Annotated in this window: 15 protein-coding genes; 5 read left to right on the top strand and 10 right to left on the bottom strand. The window is 63.5% G+C overall.

Annotated features, from left to right (window positions below; translation table 11 throughout):
* Nucleotides 1-5 precede the first annotated feature (5 nt).
* Complete coding sequence (locus LZ536_RS03210) at nucleotides 6-2450, bottom strand: TonB-dependent receptor (protein ID WP_249846852.1); 2445 nt, start codon at nucleotides 2448-2450, stop codon at nucleotides 6-8.
* Between the two features lie 89 nt (nucleotides 2451-2539).
* Nucleotides 2540-4132 carry a tetratricopeptide repeat-containing sulfotransferase family protein gene (locus LZ536_RS03205; protein WP_249846851.1) on the bottom strand — a complete coding sequence of 531 codons (1593 nt, stop codon included), beginning with the start codon at nucleotides 4130-4132 and terminating at the stop codon, nucleotides 2540-2542.
* A 99-nt stretch (nucleotides 4133-4231) separates the two neighbouring features.
* Between LZ536_RS03205 and LZ536_RS03200 the strand changes: the two genes are divergently transcribed.
* On the top strand, nucleotides 4232-4426 hold the full coding sequence (locus LZ536_RS03200; RefSeq protein WP_249846850.1) for a TNT domain-containing protein: 195 nt from the start codon (nucleotides 4232-4234) through the stop codon (nucleotides 4424-4426).
* Nucleotides 4427-4551: 125 nt separating this feature from the next.
* Here LZ536_RS03200 and ychF read toward each other — a convergent pair whose 3' ends face one another.
* Entirely contained in the window at nucleotides 4552-5652 is a 1101-nt protein-coding gene (gene ychF / locus LZ536_RS03195) for a redox-regulated ATPase YchF (protein ID WP_249846849.1), read from the bottom strand.
* Nucleotides 5653-5699: 47 nt separating this feature from the next.
* The gene (locus tag LZ536_RS03190) at nucleotides 5700-6278 is read right to left on the bottom strand and encodes a TIGR02466 family protein (RefSeq protein ID WP_249846848.1); all 579 of its coding nucleotides are present in this window, start codon (nucleotides 6276-6278) and stop codon (nucleotides 5700-5702) included.
* 91 nt (nucleotides 6279-6369) lie between these two features.
* On the opposite strand from LZ536_RS03190, the gene LZ536_RS03185 reads away from it, so the two are divergent.
* Both LZ536_RS03185 and LZ536_RS03180 read left to right on the top strand, forming a co-directional pair.
* Nucleotides 6370-7005: a TIGR02466 family protein gene (locus tag LZ536_RS03185; protein ID WP_249846847.1), complete on the top strand. Its 636-nt coding sequence runs from the start codon at nucleotides 6370-6372 to the stop codon at nucleotides 7003-7005.
* A 60-nt stretch (nucleotides 7006-7065) separates the two neighbouring features.
* Nucleotides 7066-8841: a TIR domain-containing protein gene (locus LZ536_RS03180; protein ID WP_249846846.1), complete on the top strand. Its 1776-nt coding sequence runs from the start codon at nucleotides 7066-7068 to the stop codon at nucleotides 8839-8841.
* On the opposite strand, the gene pth is transcribed toward LZ536_RS03180, so the two are convergent.
* The 4 genes from pth to LZ536_RS03160 form a co-directional block, all read right to left on the bottom strand.
* The gene (pth, locus tag LZ536_RS03175; protein ID WP_249846845.1) at nucleotides 8838-9413 is read right to left on the bottom strand and encodes an aminoacyl-tRNA hydrolase; all 576 of its coding nucleotides are present in this window, start codon (nucleotides 9411-9413) and stop codon (nucleotides 8838-8840) included. The two genes, LZ536_RS03180 and pth, sit on opposite strands and share 4 nt — an antisense overlap.
* A 74-nt stretch (nucleotides 9414-9487) precedes the next feature.
* Nucleotides 9488-10159: a 50S ribosomal protein L25/general stress protein Ctc gene (locus LZ536_RS03170; protein WP_249846844.1), complete on the bottom strand. Its 672-nt coding sequence runs from the start codon at nucleotides 10157-10159 to the stop codon at nucleotides 9488-9490.
* Nucleotides 10160-10258: 99 nt separating this feature from the next.
* Complete coding sequence (locus LZ536_RS03165) at nucleotides 10259-11146, bottom strand: TraB/GumN family protein (protein WP_249846843.1); 888 nt, start codon at nucleotides 11144-11146, stop codon at nucleotides 10259-10261.
* A gap of 111 nt (nucleotides 11147-11257) precedes the next feature.
* Complete coding sequence (locus LZ536_RS03160) at nucleotides 11258-12157, bottom strand: TraB/GumN family protein (RefSeq protein ID WP_249846842.1); 900 nt, start codon at nucleotides 12155-12157, stop codon at nucleotides 11258-11260.
* A gap of 104 nt (nucleotides 12158-12261) precedes the next feature.
* Here LZ536_RS03160 and LZ536_RS03155 point away from each other — a divergent pair, with 104 nt between their 5' ends.
* Both LZ536_RS03155 and glyS read left to right on the top strand, forming a co-directional pair.
* Nucleotides 12262-13122 carry a glycine--tRNA ligase subunit alpha gene (locus LZ536_RS03155; protein ID WP_249848544.1) on the top strand — a complete coding sequence of 287 codons (861 nt, stop codon included), beginning with the start codon at nucleotides 12262-12264 and terminating at the stop codon, nucleotides 13120-13122.
* Nucleotides 13092-15116 carry a glycine--tRNA ligase subunit beta gene (glyS, locus tag LZ536_RS03150; protein WP_249846841.1) on the top strand — a complete coding sequence of 675 codons (2025 nt, stop codon included), beginning with the start codon at nucleotides 13092-13094 and terminating at the stop codon, nucleotides 15114-15116. The genes LZ536_RS03155 and glyS overlap by 31 nt, the downstream gene beginning before the upstream one ends.
* Here glyS and LZ536_RS03145 read toward each other — a convergent pair.
* Complete coding sequence (locus LZ536_RS03145) at nucleotides 15013-16464, bottom strand: MFS transporter (RefSeq protein ID WP_249846840.1); 1452 nt, start codon at nucleotides 16462-16464, stop codon at nucleotides 15013-15015. The two genes, glyS and LZ536_RS03145, sit on opposite strands and share 104 nt — an antisense overlap.
* A gap of 3 nt (nucleotides 16465-16467) precedes the next feature.
* Nucleotides 16468-16716 (bottom strand): hypothetical protein, encoded by a 249-nt coding sequence (locus tag LZ536_RS03140; RefSeq protein ID WP_249846839.1) that lies wholly within the window; start codon nucleotides 16714-16716, stop codon nucleotides 16468-16470.
* Nucleotides 16717-16784: the final 68 nt, after the last annotated feature.

Raw genomic sequence — 16784 nt, 5'->3', positions numbered from 1 at the left:
GTCCTCTAAAATTTGCGGCCGACGCGAAGGCCGATCGTGCGCGGCCGGCTGACGACCGTATAGATCTTGCCGCCACTGGCCGTTTCGCCGAACGGGTCGCCGCAGATTTCCTCGCGGCACTGGATGCCTTTCGACAATTGTCCGCGCACATCGAACAGGTTCTTGGCGAACAAATCGACGCTCCATGGGCCTTTGTCCAAACCGGCCGAAATGTCGACCTCCGCATAGGAGTTCAAATCGCCGTAAATGTCGTTGATGCCAGGCCGCAGGTCGCGTTTGCGTTTGCCCTCATAAGTGAGCACGCCTTGGACGTTGGCCTTGAGGTCGGCATTGAGGTTCCATTCGTAGCGAAGAGCCGAGCTGCCCTTCCACGGGGCGGTGAGCGGCAGCTTGTCACCTTTTTCGGCCAGGAAATCCAACCCGCCCTGAAGGCCGGCGTTGCGGCAGTCGACTACGCCTTCTTGAAAGCAAAAATCTTCCCGTAAAACGGCATGGTTGTATGAGACGCCGGTACTCCACGTCAGGCCAGGCATCGGCCGCAGGAGGAGGTCGGCTTCGATGCCGGTGATCCGTGACTTACCGACATTGCGGACGACGGTGAGGCCGTTTTGTCCCAGCAGCGAGACCTGCATGTCCTTCCAGTCTTCGATGTAGCCGGCGACGTTGAAGTGCGAGCCGTGACCGAAGCTGATTTTTGCGCCCGCCTCATAGTTGGTCAGATAATCCGGATCGTAGGGCGGGAAGGTGCCGCGACGATTGACGCCGCCGGGCCGGAAACCTCGCGACCAGGTCGCATAGAACAACATGTCTTCATTGGGCTTGTAGGTCAGGTTGAGGCGATGGACGAACCCGGTGTCCTTCACTCGCTTGTCGAGGTTGGTGCAGGGCGTTCCCGAAATCTCGGACGGTCCGAAGCAATCGCCGACGTAGCTGGCAAAGCCGAAGAAGCCGACCAGGGAGTTGTCGTATTTGTACCAGCGGCCGCCCGCGGTTGCCGTCAGCTGCGGAGTGATATCGAAAGAAAGCTCGCCGAATGCCGCGTAGTCCCGGTCGACGCGCAGCTGCTTTGTGTACCAGATGTCATTCGTGCCGGGGACCTTGGCGACATCAGCCAGCCCCGGAACGATGTAGTTTTGCTCGATATTATGTTCCTGGCGCTGGTAGAAGAGGCCGCCAATCAGGCGAAGGCGCTTGTCGCTCGGTGAGGCGACGCGCAGCTCGTGCGACATTTTCTTGTAGCTGTCGTCAGCCTGGATCAGCTGGTTTGGAAGAAGCGGATTATAGTCGTTGTCGTACCAATAGGCGCCGTAAGTCGTGAGCTCATCGTAGAAGTAAGAATAATCCGAATAGTCGAGCTCTGAATCGACCTGCCGGCGCATATAGGAACCGGCGTAGGTGACGTCGAAATTGCCGAGCTTGCCTTCGACGGTGAGGGCCGCCTGGATCCATTTGTCCTTCAGCGATTCAGGGTTGAACTGCATGGTTTCGAGTTTGCCGAGACCACGTTCTTCCGCGAACGACCCATCGGCTTTCTGAACCTGGCCGATAACCTGGGGCGTGATCGTCCAATTGTCATTGAGATCGATCTTGAGGGCCGCACGAGCGCCATAGGTATCGACGTCGTTGTAATTATCCTCGGCCAGGGCGCCATTGTCGAAGGTAAAGCTGCCGCCGGTCGGTGTGCCGGAGGAATCCACTTCACGCATAGTGCGCGACCCATGGATATTGTCGATGTAGCCGCCATCGTGGCGGTACCAGCCGACGATACGCGTAGCCACGTTACTGGAAATCGGCAGGTTGATGAAGCCTTCGCCCGTATAACCCCAATCACCATGAGCGACCTTGTTAAGCTCAAGGTTTGCCGCGCCATAGGTGCTGCTGAGGTCAGGCTTGTTAGTGATGATGCGGACGGTGCCGGCCTGGCTGGACGCGCCGTAAAGCGTGCCCTGCGGGCCAGCGAGCGCCTCGACGCGCGCAATATCGAAAATGTGAATGTCGAGCGCGCCGCTGATCGTCGTGATTGGCTGTTCGTCGAGATAGGTGCCGACGCTGGGCAGGGACGCCGAATGGTTGGCATTGTCGCCGCTGGCGACGCCACGGAAATAAACGTTGTTCGTGCCTGGTCCGTCGGCGCTGCCGCCGCCACCGCCGGCCTTTGAGGAAAGCGACGGGACAAGCCGGGCATAATCCTCGAAACTGTCCACCTGAAGGTCATCCAGGGTCTTGGTGGTGATCGCCGTGATGGCAATCGGCACATCCTGCAGATTCTCGGTCCGCTTTTGGGCGGTGACGATGATATCCTCGCTCTCTTGCGCGGCGGCTGCCGCCGGCTTTTCTGCCGGGTCCGCCGGAGCGGTTTGCGCATAGAGCGGCGCGGAGATGAAAGTCGTGGCGAGAAGCGCCGTCGCGGCGCGTTTCCACTTTGGCGTATTGTGCGATTGCAGGCGCATGCCCGTCTCCCCTGTGTCCCCGGGGAGAAGCGTGAAGCTTTTGTTACTTGGGTGCAATCACCTGTGGTGCCGGATTGCCGTTTTCGACGCTAACGGTGCCAATCCTGCAACACTGGGCCAAGGGCGGATTTCAGCGGTTCCAGCTGGCTTTCCAATGGCTTCCAGCGGTCGAAGCCGTCGCGGTTGAGCGGACGGCGCACCTGCTCGGAACTCGCGGTCCTGACGGCACGCGGATTTTCATGGAAGGCGAGGCAAGCCGGATCGAACGGAAGCCCGAGGAAATCGAGCAGGCGCCGGACTTCGCGTTCCGGGTTCTCGACCAGTTCCTCGTGAATGACGCGGTGAACGCAGCCAGGCAGGACCGCATCGAAGTGGCGCATCAGCGTGACGTAATCGGAATAATAAGCGCCAATCTCCGCCAAATCGTAGGAGAAGCGCTGCCCCCGGGCATAATGTTGCTTGAAATTGGAATAGCCGCAGTCGAGCGGATGGCGGCGCGCGTCGATGATCCGTGCCTTGGGCAGGATCAGGCGGATCAGCCCGACATGCGCCCAATTGTTGGGAAGCTTGTCGATGAAGAACGGGCAGTCCGTGAAACGCTGGGCGGCGGCGCGGTCCAGATATTCCTCGCCAAGACCCTTCAACTCGTCCGCCCCAATGTCAGCGAGGCATTCCGGATAATGGCTTGGGTCTCCGCGCTCTCTTGGCCCCTCGAGGCGACGGACAATAGCCGGAATGTCGGGTAGTTCGGCCGTCCCTTCGACCGCCGGATGACTGGCAAGGATCTGCTCGACGAGTGTCGAGCCCGCCCGCGGCATGCCAACGATGAAAATCGGCGCATTGTTGTCGCAGCCCTGGCCGTCGCCAGCGGCGAAAAAGCCAGGCGTGAACAAGGCGACCGACCGCTCGACATGGCGGTGCATGTCGTCCGGGGAATAATCGAGCAGCGAGCGGCGCAGGCGGTTGCCCTCCGCGTAATGGGCAAAGGAGGCCTCGGCTTCACCCTTGTCTTCAAGTGCCTTGCCCAGCGCGAAGTGGAGGTGGAAGCGATCCTGCTTGCCGAGGCCGGGCTTGGCCAAGGCATGCGTGATGGCAGCAATGTCGGCGTCGTCGAACCTGATCGTCTTCAGGTTCGCGAGGCTCCACCAGACTTCGCCTAGCGTCGGTTCGAGCTCCAGCGCCCGACGGTAGGCGGCAATGCTGTCAGCCTGCTGGCCCACGGTCTTGAGGATGTGGGCATAACTCATCCACAATTTGGGCTGGTCCGACCGGGCTTCGAGCAGGATGCGATAGAGCTCGATGGCCTCGTCATGCCCGCCGATCCGTCCGAGCGCAGCCGCCTTGAGGCTGGCGTGGCCGAGATTGCTCTCGCCTTCCCGCTCGATCAATTCCAGCTCGGCGATCGCATCGGGCGCGCGGTTCTGCTTGTAGAGGACGGTCGCGAGGTTGGCGCGGGCCGCTGTGAAGGCTGGCGCTAGTTCCAGGGCGCGTCGAAGCAGGTTCTCCGCATCGACAAGGCGACCGATCCGGGCGGCCAGTTCCGCCATCATGCGGATCGCAGCGACGTCGGTCGGGCGCTGCTTCAGATAGGGGCGAAGGATGCTCTCCGCGGTTGGCAGGTCGTTGTCGAACAATGCCTGACCGGCACGGAGCAGTTGTGGATTGCGGCGGGCGGCCGCCATGCTCCGCTGAAAACCCTGCTCTTGGATATCTGTCTGGCCGCTCACGAGATGAGGCTAGGCGAGGCGGCATGTGCTATTCAAGGGCGAGGGGAGGAGCCCATGAACAACAATCGTCCATTCACCCTCATCGCCGCGCTCATCTTCACAGCGATGGCATTGGTGCATGTCTATCGCCTGGTCAGGCCGTTCGAGGTGGTCGTCGGTCCGTGCCACGTCCCTCAGTGGGCCAGCTATATCGGCGTGCTTGTTCCTGGCGCGCTCGCGTGGCTCCTGTTCCGCGAGGCGCGCCGTTAGACATAGTGCAGCGGCGCGAAGTGAATTCGCGCCGTCGATCCTCGCTCCGCGAGGTCGGCCGCGGTTCGCCGACTCTACGCGCTGCTCAGGCGGCGCTCTGCGCTGGCTTCGCTACGCTCGGCGGCTCAAACGTTGAACTTGAAGTGGAGGACGTCGCCGTCCTTCACGACATATTCCTTGCCTTCCTGGCGTAGCTTGCCGGCATCGCGCGCGCCCGCTTCACCGTTGAGCGCGATGTAATCGTCATAGGCGATGGTTTCGGCGCGGATGAAGCCGCGTTCGAAATCGGTGTGGATCTCGCCGGCGGCCTGCGGAGCCTTGGCGCCTTTCTCGACGGTCCAGGCGCGGGCTTCCTTGGGTCCGACCGTGAAGAAGGTGATGAGGTGGAGGAGGTCGTAGCCGGCACGGATGACGCGAGCGAGGCCGGTCTCGTGCAGGCCCATTTCCTCCAGGAAGGCGAGGCGTTCGTCCATGTCCATGGTGACAAGGTCGGCTTCGATGGCGGCGGAGACGACGACCGCTTCGGCGCCTTCGGCATGGGCCTTTTCGAACACGCGCTTTGATTGCGCATTGCCGTTGGCGGCCTCGTCTTCGTTGACGTTGCAGACGTAGAGGACTGGCTTGGCGGTCAGCAGTTGCGCTTGGCTGAAGACGCGGGCTTCCTCGTCGTCCCTGGGCTTGGTGAGGCGGGCGGGCTTGCCTTCCCGCAGCAGGTCGAGTGCCTGGCTGAGGACCGAGGCAGCGATCTTCGACTCCTTGTCGCCCTGCTGGCCGCGCTTGACGAGGTTGGGGACGCGCTTCTCGAGGCTTTCGAGGTCGGAGAGGAGCAGCTCGGTCTCGACCGTCTCGGCGTCGGCGATCGGGTCGACCTTGTTCTCGACATGCTGGATGTCGTCATTCTCGAAGCAGCGGAGGACATGGACGATGGCGTCCACCTCGCGGATATTGCCGAGGAACTGGTTGCCGAGGCCCTCGCCCTTGGACGCGCCCTTCACCAGGCCGGCGATGTCGACGAAGGCGAGCTGGGTCGGGATGATCTTGGCAGAACCGGCAATGGCGGCGAGCTTGTCGAGGCGCGGGTCGGGGACCGAGACCTGGCCGACGTTCGGCTCGATCGTGCAGAAGGGATAATTGGCCGCCTGCGCAGCCTGCGTTTCGGTCAAGGCATTGAAAAGCGTCGATTTGCCGACGTTCGGCAGGCCGACGATGCCGCAGCGGAAGCCCATGGATTCGATGACTTTCTAAGGAGGTTTGCGCGCGCCTTAGCGGCGGATCACGCGAAATTGAAGCTGATGCTCAGGCGCTCGCCGTTGCCGCGGCCGGGCAGGACTTCGTGACGGAGCCAGCTTTCCCAGAGAAGTAGGAGGCCGGGTCGCGGCTCAATGCTGACAAAACTGCCGTCGCGGGCCGGGGCGGCCATCATTAGCGGCAGCCGCGGGTCCTCGAAGCGGATGGCGCCTGAGCCGGCAGGGACCTCGACGTAAAAAGTGCCGGAAATGACCGAATGCGGATGGATGTGAGCACTATGATGCCCGCTTCCCTTCAGGAGGTTGACCCACAAGCTGTCGAGGCGCGGTTTGCGGCCGAGGTCGAGGTTTGCGTCGGCGGCGAATTTCGCGGCATGCTTGGCGAGCAGCTTGGTCAGGTCGGCGATCGCCGGATCGCGTTTGGGCAGGTCATTGAGCGAGGCATAGCTGGTGTAGCCCGGATAGGCCTTATCGCGGCTCCAGCCGATGCCGGCAGCATCGTCGCGGGCGAGTGTGCGGATCGAATGGGCAAGCTCGCCGAGAAGGTTCGCGTCGCCAATCTCGGCCTCGTAAAGCAGGGTCGGGAAGAGCGATCGCACAGTCATTAGAACGCGCTTAGCGGCATGATCGCGGCAAGGCCATTGCGCGTCGCCGTGAGTTGCGCTTGGAATGGGGCTTCATGGGGGAACCGAAACATTGCTGAAGCTCGCGCACGTCCAGAACCTGTTCCCGACGCCGCTTGTCACCTTCCTGGTCGACGATGCGGAGGCGCTGAATCGCGATCTCTTGAAGGAAATCGAGACACGCCGGGCGAGCGAGCAGGGAGCGGTGCGCAGCAACCGCCAGGGCTGGCATTCCGACTATGACCTGTTCCGCCGCAAGGAGAAGGCGCAGGCGAAGCTCGCCGGGATCATTCGTGAGGCGGTGGAGCAGGCGACACTGAAGCTGGCGCCCAATGCGGATCTCAGCAAGCTGCAGATCGAGTGCGAAGGCTGGATCAACGTCAATCCGACGGGCGCCTACAACACGCCGCACGACCATCCCGGCCACCTGTGGTCCGGCACTTACTACGTCGTGACGCCGGAGGGGGCGGGCAATGATGCGTCAGGCAAAATCGAGTTCATCGACACGCGCCCCAGCCTTGCCGATAATCTGGTCAAGGCGCCTTTCACTTCCGGACGGAGCAGCCTTAAACCCAAGCCGGGCATGCTGCTGATGTTTCCAGCCAATGTGCTGCACTGGGTTCATCCGAACGCGGCCGAGGACGACCGCGTCACAGTCGCCTTCAACGCGCGCTTCAGTCCTCGTGCAGGCGCAGCGCGACGCCGCTGACAGCTGCGTGCCATGACTTGCTCCAGGGTTCCTGATATCCGGGAGGGAGAAGGGGCACGGGTGACAAGCGTTTTTGTCTCTTACGCGCGGGCTGATGAATCGCGAGCGGAGCGCGTCGCGGAAACCTTGCGCGCCAGCGGCTACGAAGTCTGGCGGGACGACCAGCTGCCAGCGCACCGCGCCTATGCCGACGTCATCGAGGAGCGGCTGAAAGAGGCCTCGGCTGTTCTCGTCCTGTGGTCGGCAGAAGCGGCTAAATCGCAATGGGTGAGGGCCGAGGCCGACGCCGCGAGGGCGGCTGGCACATTGGTGCAGGCAAGCTTGGACAATGCCGCCCCGCCCATGCCGTTCAACCAGATTCAGTGCGCCGATCTCAGCGGCTGGCGCGGCGATGCCGGCGCTGCGGGTTGGCGCAAGGTTGAGTCGAGCATCGCAGCGCTTGCCGGGGAATCATCGACAGCTGAGGCGCCGCGAGCAGCGCAGCGCAAAAAGGGCCCATCGGTGTGCGTGCTGCCGTTCGCGAATATGAGTGGAGATGCCGAACAGGAATATTTCAGCGACGGCATCAGCGAGGACATCACCACAGACTTGTCGAAGGTCTCGGCGCTTTCAGTGACGGCCCGGAACACGGCGTTCCAGTTCAAGGGCCAGTCGGTCGATATCTGCAACTTGGCAGATCGCCTGGGAGTCAGCCACGTGCTGGAGGGCAGCGTGCGAAAGGCGGGCGGCCGCGTCCGGATTACTGCGCAGCTGATCGATGGATCGACCGGCGATCACGTCTGGGCCGAGCGCTTCGACCGCGACCTGGATGATATTTTCGACCTGCAGGACGAGCTTTCCAAAGCCATCGTCGATGCCCTGAAGGTCAAACTGTTGCCGGCGGAAAAGAAGGCGATCGAACAACGCGGAACATCCAATGCCGACGCCTACAACCTGTACTTGATGGCGCGCCAGCTTTGGATTTCGGGCAATTACGGAGACGTCCGGCGCGACGAGATCGTCATTCGCACCGTGAAGCAGGCTATCGCCATGGATTCGGACTATGCCCAGGCATGGGGCCTGCTCGCCATCGCCCAGGCCAGCTTGCGATATCATCATGGCCGCGATGTCGACGATGGGCTGACGGCGGCGGAAGAAGCGCTCAGGCTCGATCCGACGCTAGCCGCACCCTATAGCGTCCGGGCACGCCATATTGCCGAGCACGGTGATTTCGAGCGCGCGGATGCCGAGATTCGTCGTGGCCTGGAGCTCGACCCCAACAGCTGGGAGGTCAATCGCGAGGCTGCCCGGCTGCTGATGCAGCGCCGGCGCGTCGAGGAGGCGACCAAGCACTACATGCTCGCGGCCTCGCTCGATGAAAATGATTTTCACTCCTGCATGATGCTTCTCACCTGTTTCCAGGAGTTGGGCGAGGACGGGCGCAAACCCGAAGTAGCCCGGCAGATGCTGGAACGGAGCGAGCGGGCTTTGGAGAAGGACAGTCTCAATGCGTCTGCATTGGGCGTGAGCGCCGCGGCGCTGACTATTCTTGGCGATCTCGACCGGGCCAAGGAGCGGATCCAAAGGGCGATGGTCGTCGACCCTGACAACGTCAACATGCCGTACAATTTTGCCTGCATGCTGGCGAACTGGGTCGGCGACATCGAAGGGGCCTTGGACATGATAGAGCCTGTGATGCCGCGCCAAAGCCGAAGCCTGTTGATCACCCAGCTCAACGACCCGGACATGGACCCGCTTCGCGAGCACCCCCGGTTCAAGCGCATGATTGCCGAAGCAATGAAGCGGACGGGAGTTACGGAGGACATGATCCCCAAACGGGGCGGGGTCGCCGGCTAAGATTCGTCCTGCAGGCGCAGGGCGACGTCGCTCATGAAGCGGGCGTCGTCGCCGGCGGCGAGCCATTCCGCTTCGGCGGCAATGGCGCCGAGCAGGTCTGACAAGGGCTCTATTTCCGACTTGGCGTAATTGCCGAGGACGTAGCCGGTCACCTTGTCCTTGTGGCCGGGGTGACCGATGCCGATGCGGACGCGGCGGAAGTCGGGACCGAAAATGGCGTTGATGGCGCGCAGGCCGTTGTGGCCGGCTAGGCCGCCGCCGGTGCGGACCTTCACCTTCATCGGCGCGAGGTCGAGCTCGTCGTGGAAGACGGTCAACGCGTCGAGGTCGAGCTTGTAGAATTTCAGCGCCTGCTGAACCGCGTCGCCGCTGTCGTTCATGTATGTCTGCGGCTTCAGGAGCAGGACGCGATGGCGGCCGATGCGGCCTTCGCTGATGAGGCTGCGGAATTTCTTCGTCCAGGGGCCGAAATCATGGACCTCGGCGATGATGTCGGCCGCCATGAAGCCGACATTGTGCCGGTGGAGGGCATATTGCGCGCCCGGATTGCCGAGGCCGGCCCAGATCTGCACGTCCATTCCCCCAAAAGAAAACCGCCCGTCCCCATGGGGACGAGCGGCCTTCTATAACCGGATTTTCGGAAGCGTCAGGCTTCTTCGCCGCCTTCGGCTTCGCCTTCGGCCTCAGTCGCTTCCTCACCGACGGTCGGGACTTCGCCCTCGGGCGCGGTCTCTTCCTCTTCGGCCTTCATCGCCGACGGGGCGACGATGGTGGCGACGGTGAAGTCTTCGTCCGTGTTCGCCGGGACGACGCCCTGCGGCAGCTTCACCTGGCTGATGTGGATCGAATCGCCGATCTCCAGGCCGTCGAGCGGAATGTGCAGCTCGCTCGGAATGTGAGCGGCGTCGCAAACCAGTTCGATCTCGTGCTGGACGACATTGAGGACGCCGCCGCGCTTCAGGCCCGGCGAGGCTTCTTCATTGTCGAAGCGCACCGGCACGTTGACGTGCACCTTGGTGTGCTCGGAGATACGCAGGAAGTCGACATGGATCGGCCGGCTCGTCACCGGATGGAAGTCGACCGCCTTGGGAAGAGTGCGGGTCGCCTGGCCGCCGACGTCGATCATGACGACGGAATTCATGAAGTGCCCCGTGTGGAGCATCTTGGTCAGGAGCTTCTCTTCGACATGGATCGAGAGGGCATCCTTCTTCTCGCCGTAAACCACGGCGGGGACCCGGCCTTCGCGGCGCAGATGACGGGAGGCTCCCTTGCCAGCCCGGTCGCGCGCTTCGGCGGGCAGCGTTAGCTGATCGCTCATTGCTTGCTTTTCCTTCAGTTAAGTCGGCCCGCCACGCCTCCAGGGATGACCATGGCTTGGGCTGGCGCGCCTATAAGGGCAGGCGCGCAGAATGGCAACTTAGCTGACGCGAGCGCTCGAGTAGCCGCGGGCGGCGAGCTGCTGCTGGACGCTGTCGGGGCCGACGAGGTGGCCGGTGCCGACGGCGATGAAGACCGTTCCGGGCTGTGCCATGCGGTTCGCGATCCAGCCCGCCCAATTGGCGTTCCGGCTGACGAACAGGGTTTCGTAAGTCTGCGGGCTTTCGGCGCGCATGGTTCCGAGCAGTTTCAGGAAGTTGCTGCTGTCGCCGCGCTTCCAGGCCGACTGCAGCCCGCCCATGAAGCCGGAGAGGCCGTCGCCCGCATGTGCCGTCGCCTGGGGAGGAGAGGGTGGCAGCGTCTTGAACATATTGAGCTGGAACTCGAAGCTTTCGAGGCCCTCAACCGGCTTGCCGCTGGCTTCGGCGGCCCGGCGGAGGACGAAGTCGGCCCCATTGTCGACGGACATCCCGACCTGGCGGCCGGCCGTCATGGCCTGACCCGCGGAGGCCACGAACGAGGGCGCAGGGCCGCCGCCATAGACCGGCTCACCGACCTTGGGCTCCCTCATGCCGGTGTTACGGGCCAGCGCGGCGTGCAGCGCGAACGGATCTTCGGGGACCAAGGTTTCGAGGACCAGTTCGTCAGAGGAATTGAAGGCGGCGCGGATATTGCTGCTGAACCAGGAAGAGTTCGGGTCGAGCGCGTGGAAGGTGCCGAACAGATAGATGGTCGTGTCGGCGTCCCTGACGACCCAAAGGGCCGGGCCCGGCTCGGCCTGAATTGCCGACGGAACGGCCGGGACGCTGATGGCGGAAGCTGGAACGGCACTGGCGAGGGAAAGGGCCACGGCGGCCAGGCCGTGAAGCACATTACGGACGTTGCGACGGCGGAATGAATCCCGCCAAAAATCCAGTCGTTCCTGCACTTTATCCCCCCCGGGCTGTGCATGAGGAATGTGTTGGACGACGATCAGCCCGTCAAGGTTACTAATCGTTTAACTGGCTGCGATTCGTCGCAAAATTGTGGATTACCCCGACTACTGGACGCGCTTCACCCGATAGCCGCGCCTCTTCAGCAACTCGACGACCGAATCGTCGCCCGCGAGGTGGCCGGAGCCGACCGCCATGAACACAGTGCCCGGCTGCTGCATGCGACGTTCAACCCAGCCGCTCCAATTGGCGTTGCGCCGCTGGAGGAGAGCCGCCTTGAGCTCCGGCGAGTTCGTGAACTCTGCGTTGAAGGTCTGGGCGATCGATTTCACGTCCCCGGACATCCAGGACGCAAACATGGCGTTGAACTGTTGCTTGGCCGCTGCCGGGTCCTCGACAGCGCCTTCCAGCAACTCGCGCTGCGCGGCTTCGGGGAGCGTGTCGAAGAAGCCCAGCTGCTCGCTGTTGGTTTCGAGCTGCTGGATCGGCTTTCCGGCGGCGGTGAAGGCCTGCTTCAGCGTGTTCTCGACGCCGTCGTTTCCGGAGACGCCAAGCTCCTTGAACTGCACCTGCAGGAGCGCGAAGGCGGCAGCCCAGGTTTCCATATTGTTGAGCGCGGCCTCGGGAATGCCGGATTTGGTGATGACCGCACGGAGCGCGGCCTGCTTGTTTGCCGAGACGCGGCTAGTGATCGGCGGGAGGCCTGCGCGGACGCCGAGGCGGGCATATTCGGCCGCGAAGGCCGCCGGGTTCTTCTCGTCGATGATGGTTTCGACGACCAAGGTGCCGGCGTCCTGCGTCGCCTTGTCGAGCTTGGCGCTGCGCCAGTTGGTGTTGGGCGGGAGCAAGTGGATCGTGCCGAACAAATAGATGTTCGTGTCCTTGTCGGAGATCTCCCAGAGAGCGGGCTTGCTCTCCCTGGCGAGGGCCGGGCCGGACAGGCCGAAGGTGACGGCGGCGAGGCCAAGGAAGCCGAGGCTTGCACGGATTTGGTTCCAGATACGCATGAAATCTCCCATCGCGGGCCAAGCATGTAGGAAGAGTGAACGCGCTTGTCAGGCTTTGGCGGTTCGGCCAAAGCCGCTGCAACGCCGACAACGGGGAATATCTTGTGCCGCTGAGCTTCCAGGACCTGATCCTGACCCTCCATCATTATTGGAGCGAGCGCGGCTGCCTGATCGTCCAGCCTTATGACATGGAGATGGGGGCGGGGACGTTTCACCCGGCGACGGTGTTGCGCGCGCTTGGGCCGGACGCGTGGAAGGCGGCTTATGTCCAGCCGTGCCGCCGCCCGACGGACGGCCGCTATGGCGAGAACCCGAACCGGCTCGGCCATTATTACCAATACCAGGTGGTGCTGAAGCCGAGCCCGGCGGATTTGCAGCAGCTTTATCTCGGCAGCCTCGACGCCATCGGCATCGACCCGCTGAAGCATGACATTCGCTTCGTCGAGGACGACTGGGAAAGCCCGACATTGGGTGCCTGGGGTCTCGGCTGGGAAGTCTGGTGCGACGGCATGGAGGTGACGCAATTCACCTATTTCCAGCAGGTCGGCGGCTTCGAGTGCAAGCCAGTGACGGGCGAACTGACCTACGGGCTCGAGCGGCTGGCCATGTACATTCAGGGCAAGGACAATGTCTTCGACCTCGCCTTCAACAATGAAGGCGTGACCTATGGCGACGTCTTCATGGACAATGAGCAGCAGATGTCGGCGTGGAATTTCGAGACCGCCAACACCGATGCCTTGTTCGATTTGTTCAAGAAGGCGGCGGCGGAGGCCGAGAATTGCCTGACCGCCAAATTGCCGATCCCGGCCTATGAGCAGGCGATCAAGGCCAGCCACATCTTCAACACGTTGCAGGCACGGGGCGTGATCAGCGTCGCCGAGCGGCAGGCCTATATCGGGCGCGTCCGCGACCTGGCGAAGGGCGCTTGCGGGGCATGGATGGATGCCAAGGGGTATGCGGCGTGAGCGCGGACTTTCTCCTTGAGCTCAGGTCGGAGGAAATTCCGGCGCGGATGCAGGCCAAGGCGCGCGCCGATTTGGCGCGGCTGTTCGCGGAGGCGCTGCAGGCTGCGGGGCTGACGACCGAGGGGATCGAGACTTATTCAACGCCGCGGCGGCTGGTGCTGATCGCGCGCGGATTGCCGGAAGCGACCGAGGCGGTCAGCGAAGAACTTAAGGGCCCGCGCGCCAATGCGCCGGAGCAGGCGCTGGCGGGGTTCCTGAAAAAGACGGGGCTGAGCCGCGAGCAGCTGGAAGAGCGCGACGGTGTCCTGTTCGCCAAGATCGAGAAGCCGGGGCGGGGCGCGAGCGAGGTGCTGGCCGAGGCGATCGAAAGCATCGTCCGCAATTTCCCTTGGCCGAAGTCGATGCGCTGGGGTTCGGGCAATTTGCGCTGGGTGCGGCCGTTGCATGGCATTGTTGCACTGCTCGGCGAGGAGATCGTGCCCGTCGAGGTCGATGGTGTTGCGGCCGGAGCGGCCACGGTCGGCCATCGCTTCCACCACCCGGGCATCATCACCATCGGTTCGTGCGCAGACTATGCCGAGAAGCTGCGCGCCTGCCATGTGATCGTCGACCATGAGGAACGCGAGGCGATCATCCGCGAGGGCGCGGCGGCGGCTGCGAAGGCCGCGGGGCTTAGCCTGGTCGAGGATGAGGGGCTGGTTGTCGAGAATGCCGGCCTGACCGAGAATCCGGTGCCGCTGCTCGGCCGCTTCGACCCCGAATTCCTCGACGTGCCGCGCGAGGTGATCGTCCTCACCATGCGGACGAACCAGAAATATTTCGCCTGCACCGATGACACGGGCGCGCTGGCACCCGCCTTCATCTGCACTGCCAATATCGATGCCAAGGACGGCGGCGAGGCGATCGTCGAGGGCAATCGCCGGGTGCTGGCCGCACGCCTCAGCGACGCCCGCTTCTTCTGGGAGCAGGATCTGAAGGTGCCGCTGGAAGAACTGCTGCCGAAGATCGACCAGATGCTGTTCTACGAGGGCATGGGCAGCCTGCGCGCCAAGGCTGAACGGATCGCCAAGCTATCGAAGGCGATCTGCGAAAAATGGTTTCCGGAACGCGATCCGGAAACGGCGTATCGCGCCGGCTTGCTCGCCAAGACTGACCTCGCCAGCGGCATGGTCGGCGAGTTTCCCGAACTTCAGGGCATCATGGGTGGGTATTATGCCGAACGCGCAGGAGAGAAGGCGGGCGTCGTCTCCGCGCTGAACCAGCAATACCAGCAGGCCGTCGAGGGCTGCATTCCAGTTTGCGTCGCGCTGGCGGATCGTATCGACACGCTTGCCAGCTTTTTCGCCAAGAGTATCAAGCCGACGGGGTCCAAGGATCCGTTCGCGCTGCGCCGCGCGGCGCTGGCGATTGTCCAGACAATTCTCACGAACGGCACTCGGTTGAGCCTGCGCGAGGCGTTCGGCCTGGCCGAGGCCAAAGCCGACGTGAACGAGCTGATGGGCTTTATCGCCGACCGCCTTAAGGTCCAGCAGCGCGAGGCGGGGGTCCGGCACGACTTGATCGACGCTGTGTTCGCGCTTGGCGGCGAGGACGATCTTGTTCGCCTACTGGCGCGGGTGAATGCGCTGCAGGGCTTCGTGGAGACGGGCGAGGGGACGAACCTGCTCTCGGGTTACAAGCGCGCGGCGAATATTCTGAAGAAGGAGCAGTGGGACGCGGCTGCGGCCGGCGGAACCGATGTTCCGGCCGAGGAGCAGGCGCTGGTTGCGGCGCTCGATGCGGCCGAGCCCAAGGCGAAGGCAGCGGTCGAGGCCGAGGATTTTACCGCGGCCATGGCGGCGCTCGCCTTGCTCCGTGAGCCCATCGATGCGTTCTTCGACAAGGTAACCGTCAACGACCCACACAAGGAAACGAGGGCGCGCAGATTGAATCTTCTCGCCCGCTTCCGCGATGCGGTCCACCAGGTTGCGGACTTTTCGAAGATCGAAGGCTGAACCAGGCGACGGCACTCGCCGCCGCCGCGACAATGGCCGAGGCGATCATTGCGCCGTGGAAGCCGGTGATTAGAGCTTCGCCTTCCTTTGACAGGACCACGCCAAGCAAGGCGGTCGCAACGAGGCCGCCGAGGCGCGCCACCGCGCTGTTGAAGCCGGAGGCCATGGCGACGTGCCTTTCCTCGACCGAGCCGAGTACAGACGCGGTGAGCGGCGCGACGGCGATGGCCATTCCCGCCGCCATGACCGTCATCGCCGGGAAGATTGTCGCCCAATAAACGCCCAGGCTGTCGATGCGCAGGGCGAGCATCATGCCCGCGCCGACGACTAGGGGGCCGACGGTCAGCGGCAGATGCGGGCCGGTGCGCTCCGCCAGCTGGCCCATGATCGGCGAGCCGATGGTGAGCAGGATCGGCAGCGGCAGCATTGCGAGGCCGGCCTGGATCGGCGAATAGCCGCACTGCTCGATCAGCACATAGGGGACGAGCAGCATGACCGCCCCGAACGCGCCGTAAAGCAGCAGGGTCATGAGGTTGAGGCCGGTGAAGCAACTGTCCTTGAAGAGGGTCAGCGGCATCATCGCCTTTTCGCGGCGCCGGCGCTCGACCCAGAAGAAGCCGGCCATAAACAGAATGCCGGCTACGATCGCGCCGATGGCGAGCGCCGTGAAGCGTCCCGTCGATGACCAGAGCGTCAGGCCGTAGGTCGCTCCGCCGAGCGCGGCAGTGGCCAGGAAGGCGCCGCCATAGTCAGTGCGGCCTGCGCCAGGATCGTGGCTTTCGGTGACGAACATCAGCGCCAAAGCGATCGCACCGGCGGCGAGCGGCAGGTTGATGTAGAAGATCGAGGGCCAGCCGACATTGTCGACCAGCCAGCCGCCGATGAGCGGCGCGACCGCAGCGGCGGCGGCACCGGCGGCGGCCCAGATGCCGACAGCGCGACCGCGCTTTTCTCCTTCAAAGGCGGCATTGAGGAGGGCGAGGCTGTTGGGAAGCAGCAGCGCCGCGCCGATGCCCTGCGCGCCGCGGGCCACGAGCAGGACGTTGAGGCTAGGCGCCAGCGCGCAGACAAGCGACGCGATTGCGAACAGGGCCGTGCCGCCGATCAGCAACCGCCGCCTGCCGAAATGGTCGCCGAGCGCTCCGCCGAGCAACAGCAGCGCTGACAAGGGCAGGAGGTAGGCGTTGACCACCCACTGCACTTCGGCGGCATTGGCATGATAGCTGGCGCGGATCGCGGGCAGCGCGACATTGAGGACGCTGCCGTCGACGAAGCTGAGGCTGGAGGCGAGGATCGAGGCCGCCAGGGTCCAGCGCGGATCGGCGTTGCGGGTTTTGCCCCCGGCCAAAGCCTATTCGGCGTCCTGGATCGCGGCTTCGACCATGCGGGTCCAGACCTGCGGGTCGCCGGCTTCGGCCATCAAATGATCGGGTTCGCGCATCGTGTGCAGGACCGCCATCGCCTGGTTCAAATGATCCTTCCAGTGGTCGTCGACGTCTTTGGCTGCCGAGCCGTTGCTGCCGTCGGCATTCTTGCTCAGCGCCGCGCCGGCGAGGACGCGGGCGATGCGCTCGGCCAAGGGCAATTCGGACATGGGCATGGTCAGGTCCTCCTGTTCATGCAGCTCAACCCCTGTGTAGCAGCTTCGGTTCAATGGCGTGACAAAGG

Source organism: Sphingomonas alba, from assembly GCF_023516555.1.
Lineage (GTDB): Bacteria > Pseudomonadota > Alphaproteobacteria > Sphingomonadales > Sphingomonadaceae > Sphingomicrobium > Sphingomicrobium album.
This window is presented reverse-complemented; position numbering and strand designations above follow the sequence as displayed.